This window comes from Pseudomonas baetica, from assembly GCF_051216495.1.
Classification (GTDB): Bacteria; Pseudomonadota; Gammaproteobacteria; order Pseudomonadales; family Pseudomonadaceae; genus Aquipseudomonas; species Aquipseudomonas baetica_B.
In genome coordinates this window covers 21,746-28,319 of sequence record NZ_JBPKAM010000084.1, presented here as the reverse complement: position 1 = coordinate 28,319, position 6,574 = coordinate 21,746, and the positions used below count along the sequence as shown (strand labels likewise).

Sequence of the window (6,574 nt, the reverse complement as noted above, 5' to 3'; positions counted from 1 at the left end):
CGGGAAAAAGAAGGGACGAAAAAGAATTTGGGGGAGGGACTTTCCCCCCCCTTTTTCGCGAGGTTTTGCTTTTTTTGTTTGCTTCTTTCCCTCCTCCACACGGCGCCCCCCCCCCCCCGCCACAAATCAGATCAAAACCTTCTGTAGGCTTAACCCGCCAACCCGACAAACATGTCCTGCACGTCGTCATGGTTATCGAGGCCTTCGAGGAAGGCTTCGACTTCAGCCATCTGCTCGTCGCTCAGGCCGCTGACCGGGTTTTTCGGCTGATAGCCCAGCTTGGCCGACAGCACAGTGAAACCTTGCTCTGGCAGGGCTTTCTGTACTGCGTCGAGATCGGTTGGATCGGTCAGGAAAAGGGTCGCGCCGTCTTCACCGGCTTCGAAATCCTGGGCGCCGGCCTCAATGGCAGCCATTTCCGGGTCGGCGTCCGGGGTGTCCGGGGAAGCTTCGATCATGCCGACATGGTTGAAATCCCAGGCCACCGAACCGGAAGCGCCCAACTGGCCCTTGCGGAACGCGACGCGGATTTCAGCGACGGTGCGGTTGATATTGTCCGTCACGCACTCCACGATCAGCGGTACCTGATGCGGGGCAAAGCCTTCATAGGTCACGCGATGGTATTGCACGGTCTCGCCCAGCAAACCCGCGCCTTTCTTGATGGCGCGATCCAGGGTTTCCTTGGGCATCGAAGCTTTCTTGGCCTGTTCAACCACCAGGCGCAGGTGCGCGTTGGTAGCAACATCAGCGCCGTTGCGCGCAGCAATGGTGATTTCCTTCACCAGTTTGCCGAAGATCTTGCCCTTGGCATTGGCTGCCGCTTCTTTGTGTTTAACCTTCCACTGTGCGCCCATTACTCACTCTCTTGTCTATGGCGCCGAGACATCTATTGGCCGACGCATGGCGCCAAGTTTATACGGCCTAAAGTCGGCAATCGACCAAAAATTCATGACCGGTCCCCCGCTCCGTTTGACGCCCTGGATCGGCATCTTCACCGATCGTTGTAGGGCGATTCTGAAACTTCGATTTGCGATGACTACAGAGCACCGTGGTTTCGTACCCTTTTCGCCCGTACTCCATGGCAGAAGCGCAATCGATGCATAACGACAAGGAAAGTCCCTTCACCCTGACCCTCCTCAATGACGACTTGATGCTGCAAGTGGTGCAGTTCAGCGGTCACGAGGCGCTCAACCAACCCTATCGATTCGACATCGAAGTGCTCGGCCTGGCACCGGCCATGCCGCTGGAGCGCTTGCTGCAACAACCGGCCCGCCTCGGCCTGGGGCAAGGTCCGGGCATTCATGGCGTGCTGCACAGCGTCAGTCGCGAACATCGCGGGTCGCAGTGGATCAGCTACAAGCTGGTCCTGATGCCCGCCTTGCAGGCACTGGACCAGCACCGATCACGACGGGTTTTCCAACACTTCAGCGTGCCAATGATCCTGCGCCAGTTGCTGGTGGAACATGACCTGCCCGACAGCAGCTATCGCTTTGAATTGGCGACCGGGCACTATCCGCCACGGCCGTTTTGCATCCAGTACGAGGAAACCGACCTGGCCCTGTTGCAACGGTTGTGCGAGGAAGAAGGCATTCACTATCACTTCGAACATCATGCCGACACCCATGTGCTGGTGTTCGCGGAAGACAGCCTGAGCTTCCCGCAGGAACCGCTGCTGATGCCGTTTCAACGCGACGCGCCAGCCCCTGGTAACTCACCGGCGATCAGTGAGTTGTTCCAGCGCCATGACTCGCCAGCCTTTTCACCGAGCCTGGATGCCCGGAATCGTGGTGCAGCGAGTCATATCGATAGCGCAGCCAATCAGCTCTTTGACCAGCCTGCGCCGCCCATGTCACGCCCTGCGATCGAACAACGCCATCGCGATCAAATCGCCCGACGGCATCTTGAGCGCCTGCGTTGCCAACAGGTGCAGATCCAGGGCCAAAGCAACCACGAGCTTTTGCGCAGCGCCCATATCGTGCAGGTGGCCGAACATCCTCTGTCGGGGTTCAACGATCAATGGTTGGTGACCGAGGCGCGACATCAGGGGCAACAGGGAGCGACTTTGGTGCCGGGGGCACCTGCAACGCCGCCTCGCTACCGCAATCAGTTCACCGCCGTGCCCTGGTCGACAGTGTTCCGTCCGGCGCTCAAACAGCCCCGGCCGAGCATCCCCGGTTACCAGCCTGCCCGTGTGTGTGGCCCGCCCGGACACCCGACGGTGCTGGATGAAAGCGGTCGAATCCAGGTCTGTTTGTGGCCCACCCCGGAGCAGGATCCCGATCCTGGTTACGGTCTCTGGATACCGGTTGCCCTGGCAGCGTTGGACAGCCCGAGTGCTCCGCCCTTGCTGCCTTCGGCCGGCAGCGACGGACTGATCAGCTTCCTCGACGGCGACGCCGACCGACCGGTGTTTTGTGCAACCCTTAAGCAACACCACACGACCCGACCCGCACGCTCCCAGGAGCCACGCAACGATACGCGCTTGCTGCTCGACTGGCTGATCCAACGGCCAGAGCCGTAAGCTCTCAGCTCTCAGCTCTCAGCTCTCAGCTCTCAGCTTGAAGCTTGAAGCTGCCTCTATCCCTTATCAGCCTTGCCCGCCGCCGCCGCGAACTTCGCCAGACGCACGTCCAGGTGCCGCGGGCGACGTCCGTGATCCTCGGCCCGCTCCTTGCGGCGGATGGCATTGCGCACCATCAACGAGCCAAGGTAACGAATCGGTTCCGGCGGAAAAAAACCCAACGGCCCGTTCACCAGCGGCGAACGGGTCCAGGGGTTGTCGAGGCCCTGGACCATCGAAGCGAGAATCTGCCCGCCCATATGGCACGGCCCGACCCCGCTGCCGGAGTAACCGAAACCATAGAACACGTTCCCGCTGGCACTCATCTGCCCGAAGAACGGCAACCCCGTGACTGAACGATCTGAGGGTCCGTTCCACGTCGCCTCGACCTTGACGTCGGCAAAGGCCGGGAAGAAATCCGCCAGGCTGTTTTTCAACAGGCCTGCATAGGGCGACGGCTGATCGAACACTGGCAACATCCGCCCGCCATAGGCGAAGGTGTTGCCGCCCTTGCCCAGCATGATCCGGCCGTCCGGAGTGTTGTGGTAGTAGTGCACGAAAATCCGCGAATCGAGCACCGTAACGCCGCTGGTCAATCCGATTTCGTTGAGCAGGTCGGGCCGCGGTTCGGTGATTGCCATGTCGCTGGAAACGATTGCCACGCTGCGCTCGAACTGCGGGAATGCGCGGGCCATCCAGGCGTTCATCGCCAGCACCACCCTGTCCGCACGAACAGTGCCGTTGGCGGTTTGAATGCCCGCAGGCTTGCCCTCCTCCAGTCCGGTCATGGCGGTGTTTTCATGAATCTTCACCCCCAGTTGCAAAGCCACTCGGCGCAAGCCACGCACCAGTTTGCCCGGTTGCACGCTGGCCGCGGCCGGGGAAAACCAGCCTTCCAGGTGTTTGCTGGAACCGGCCATACGCTGCACGTCCGCCAGCGGTCGCTGGCTGAACGAGTTGATGCCATTGCGCTCCAGCGCCGCAATCACGGCATCGGTCGAACCCACCTGGGCGCGATTGGTGGCGGTGTAAAGGGTGCCGTCGAGGCGGTAGTCGGCATCCACCGCGTACTGCTCGCAGAAGGCGCCAATGGCGTGGATGCTGCGCTCGGATTCCTTGACCAGGCGTACCGCTTCCTCGACGCCGAACAACCGTTCAAGGGTGAAATACTTGGCCGACCACGACAGTGCGCAACCACCGTTGCGCCCGCTGGCGCCCGCGCCGCAGATGTCCGCTTCGATCAGCAACACATCCAGCTCCGGGTTCTGCTCCTTGAGCATGATCGCGGTCCACAACCCGGTATACCCGCCGCCGACAATGCACACATCGGCGCGGGCATCGCCTTGCAGCGGCGGGCAGCTGTCAGACGTTTCAGCCTTCAGGGCCTGGTCCAGCCAAAAGGGTCTCATGGATCAATCTCCGGTCAGATTTCCACACGCCAGCCTGCCGCAAAAGCAGCAGGCGACGAGGGAATTGGGTTCAGGTACGCAGGGGTTTTACGGTCATCGGCCGATTCGGCACGAACGGGTAGTTGGTTTTCAGGCCGCCCGGGCGGCTGTTCCAGTGCGGGATCAGCACCAGCGCAGAGAACATTGCGCAACCGGCGAAGACGATGAATACGGTGACAGTGTCGAAGTAGCCCGGTAGCAAGCCGCCGAGTATCGCCCCGACCGAACCGCAGCCATTAACAAAACCCGCTGCCGTGGCCCCGGCCTTGGCGGTGCCGAAATCGATGGCGGCCGCACCGCTGATCATCGAGTCCGGTCCGTAAAGCGTCAGGCCCATGACAAACAACAGCGCCACCACCAGCGCCACGCTACCGGTATGCAGCGCCCCCATGAAGAACGCCAGCGACACGGTCAGCGCCAACAGACTGATGACACAGGCCGGCATGCGTCGGGCACCGAACAGTTTGTCCGAAGCCAGACCGATCATGATCGGCCCGAGCAAGCCGGCCAGTTCGAACGCCGTGGGAATGATCGCCGCGCCCACCTTGCCCACCGAAGGCATCTGCTCGAAAACGATCACCGGGCCCCACAGCAGAATCGCGTAGCGCGCCGGCTTCAGCATGAAGTAAGCAAGGCCGAGGATCAGCACAGTGCGGTTGCGCAGGATTTCCTTCAAGGGTGCCAGGACGCTGATTTTACTTTGGGCGCGGGCCTCTTCCGCGGTCAACTCGGGTTCCGGTTCGACTGCCGGAAGACCCACGTCTTCGGGTTTGTTGCGTTGGAAAATAAAAAACAGCACGGCGACCAGCCCAACCACCGCCGCACTGGAAATGAACGCCGCGTGCCATGAGCCGATGAGCGTATACGCCCACCACCCGGCAAACGGCGACGCGACCAGCCCGCCAAAGGCGTAGCAGGAGCTCCATAAACCCAGTACCCGCCCGCGCTGCTGGGCAGGAAAGAAACTACCGAGGTTCTTGCACAATCCCGACCATCCCGTGGACTGCGCCAGCCCCTGGATCAGCATGCAAGTGGCGAAGATCGGCAACGTGGCGAAACTGCCCATCACCAGGGCAGCGGCCGCTGAAATCAACAACCCGCCGAGGACTACGACCCTCGGACCGAAACGGTCGGCGAGGATGCCCCAAGTGAATTGGCCAATGGCGTAAGCGGTAAGGTAGATGGCGTCGAGGTTGGCCATGGCCATTTTGTCGAGGGTGAACGTCGGGTCTTCGCCGATTCCCAGTTTTGCGACGGAAAACGCTTTGCGGGTGAAGTAGAAAGCAGCGTAAGCGAGCCAGGTGATTGCGAAGATCTGCACGCGCCAACGCTTGATGGTGCCGATGTGCTTGTTCATTGTGGTTCTGACCTCAGGGTGTGAGTGTGCCGGCAGAATTGGAAGAAAACGCCTGTGTTTTTATTGTTGAGCACTGCGAAATCGCCTGATCCCTATGGACGATTCCGGTCAGATGAGTCCTGCTGTTGCACGCACAGGCTCATGGCCACCGCCGCTGTTCGACTGACCAGTCACCGGGGCTGGGGTGGATAAAAACAATTACTGATTAATAAGTGAAATCGATTTATCGTATTTCAAAAATAAGCTGAGCTTTTTATTGGAGGTTTCGATGTCGGTTTCCCACGCCCAGCTCAAAGCCTTCCATGCTGTCGCCGTCTACGGCAGCTTCACCAAAGCTGCCGAACGACTGTTTCTGACACAGCCGGCGATCTCCGATCAGGTGCGCAAACTCGAGGAGCGCTACGGCGTATTGCTGTTCCATCGCAATAAACGCTCGGTGCGCCTGACGGATTTAGGCGAGCGTCTGCTCGGCGTTACCCAGAAACTGTTCGTGATCGAAGCCGAAGCCCAGGAGTTATTGCAGGACTCCCAGGCCTTGCAGACCGGCAGCCTGATACTGGCGGTGGATGCGCCGGTGCATGTATTGCCACAGATCGCCCGGTTCTGCGAACGCTACCCCGGTATCAGCGTCAAGATCGAAACCGGCAACACCGATGAATCGCTGTACCGGCTCTTCAACTATCAAGCCGATTTGGCGTTGCTGGGCCGCGACGTCAGCGACGAGCGCCTGATCTCCCTGCCGCTGCGCAATGACCCGATGGTAGCGTTCGTGTCACGCCATCACCCGTGGGCCGATCGTGAATCCATTTGTCTGGCGGACCTCGACGACACGCCGTTGGTGCTGAGGGAAATCGGCTCGGTGACCCGCCAGACCCTGGAAGAAGAAATGGCCGGCGCCGGGTTTCGGATCCGCCCGGCGATTCAGGTGGAAGGCCGCGAAGCGGCGCGCGAGGCGGTGGTGGTGGGAATTGGCATCGGGGTGGTTTCTGCTGCTGAGTTCGGTGCGGACTCCAGGGTCTGCGCGCTGCCGATTACCGATTGCAAACGACGCTTGACCGAGACACTGGTGTGTTTGCGCGAGCAGAGTTCCCGGCGGATTGTGGCGACCTTTCTGGAGATGGTGCGCGAAAGCCTGATTTAAGCAGGTCTGGCCCCTTCGCGAGCAGTCTCGCTCCCACATTGGATTGCATTTCCCCTGTGGGAGCGAGC

The 6,574-nt window shown here is 60.5% G+C and carries 5 protein-coding genes; 2 read left to right on the top strand and 3 right to left on the bottom strand.

Annotated features, from left to right (window positions below; translation table 11 throughout):
- Positions 1–149: 149 nt before the first annotated feature.
- A complete protein-coding gene (locus ACSFE6_RS24005) occupies positions 150–854 on the bottom strand; it encodes a YebC/PmpR family DNA-binding transcriptional regulator (RefSeq protein ID WP_435429912.1) in 705 nt (234 codons plus the stop codon).
- Positions 855–1,096: 242 nt separating this feature from the next.
- On the opposite strand from ACSFE6_RS24005, the gene ACSFE6_RS24000 reads away from it, so the two are divergent.
- Positions 1,097–2,521, top strand: a complete 1,425-nt coding sequence (locus ACSFE6_RS24000) for a type VI secretion system Vgr family protein (protein WP_435429911.1) — start codon at positions 1,097–1,099, stop codon at positions 2,519–2,521.
- Positions 2,522–2,577: 56 nt separating this feature from the next.
- Here the strand turns inward: ACSFE6_RS24000 and ACSFE6_RS23995 are convergent, their stop codons facing one another.
- Together ACSFE6_RS23995 and ACSFE6_RS23990 are read right to left on the bottom strand one after the other, a co-directional pair.
- Positions 2,578–3,969 carry an FAD-dependent oxidoreductase gene (locus ACSFE6_RS23995; protein ID WP_435429910.1) on the bottom strand — a complete coding sequence of 464 codons (1,392 nt, stop codon included), beginning with the start codon at positions 3,967–3,969 and terminating at the stop codon, positions 2,578–2,580.
- Between the two features lie 70 nt (positions 3,970–4,039).
- Complete coding sequence (locus ACSFE6_RS23990) at positions 4,040–5,365, bottom strand: MFS transporter (RefSeq protein WP_435429909.1); 1,326 nt, start codon at positions 5,363–5,365, stop codon at positions 4,040–4,042.
- A gap of 268 nt (positions 5,366–5,633) precedes the next feature.
- Between ACSFE6_RS23990 and ACSFE6_RS23985 the strand changes: the two genes are divergently transcribed.
- Positions 5,634–6,506 (top strand): LysR family transcriptional regulator, encoded by an 873-nt coding sequence (locus ACSFE6_RS23985; protein WP_435429908.1) that lies wholly within the window; start codon positions 5,634–5,636, stop codon positions 6,504–6,506.
- Positions 6,507–6,574: the final 68 nt, after the last annotated feature.

Excerpts from the sequence above, each read along its gene's own strand:
- ACSFE6_RS24005 (WP_435429912.1), bottom strand. The coding sequence starts at position 854 with ATGGGCGCACAGTGGAAGGTTAAACACAAAGAAGCGGCAGCCAATGCC.
- ACSFE6_RS24000 (WP_435429911.1), top strand. The coding sequence starts at position 1,097 with ATGCATAACGACAAGGAAAGTCCCTTCACCCTGACCCTCCTCAATGAC.
- ACSFE6_RS23995 (WP_435429910.1), bottom strand. The coding sequence starts at position 3,969 with ATGAGACCCTTTTGGCTGGACCAGGCCCTGAAGGCTGAAACGTCTGAC.
- ACSFE6_RS23990 (WP_435429909.1), bottom strand. The coding sequence starts at position 5,365 with ATGAACAAGCACATCGGCACCATCAAGCGTTGGCGCGTGCAGATCTTC.
- ACSFE6_RS23985 (WP_435429908.1), top strand. The coding sequence starts at position 5,634 with ATGTCGGTTTCCCACGCCCAGCTCAAAGCCTTCCATGCTGTCGCCGTC.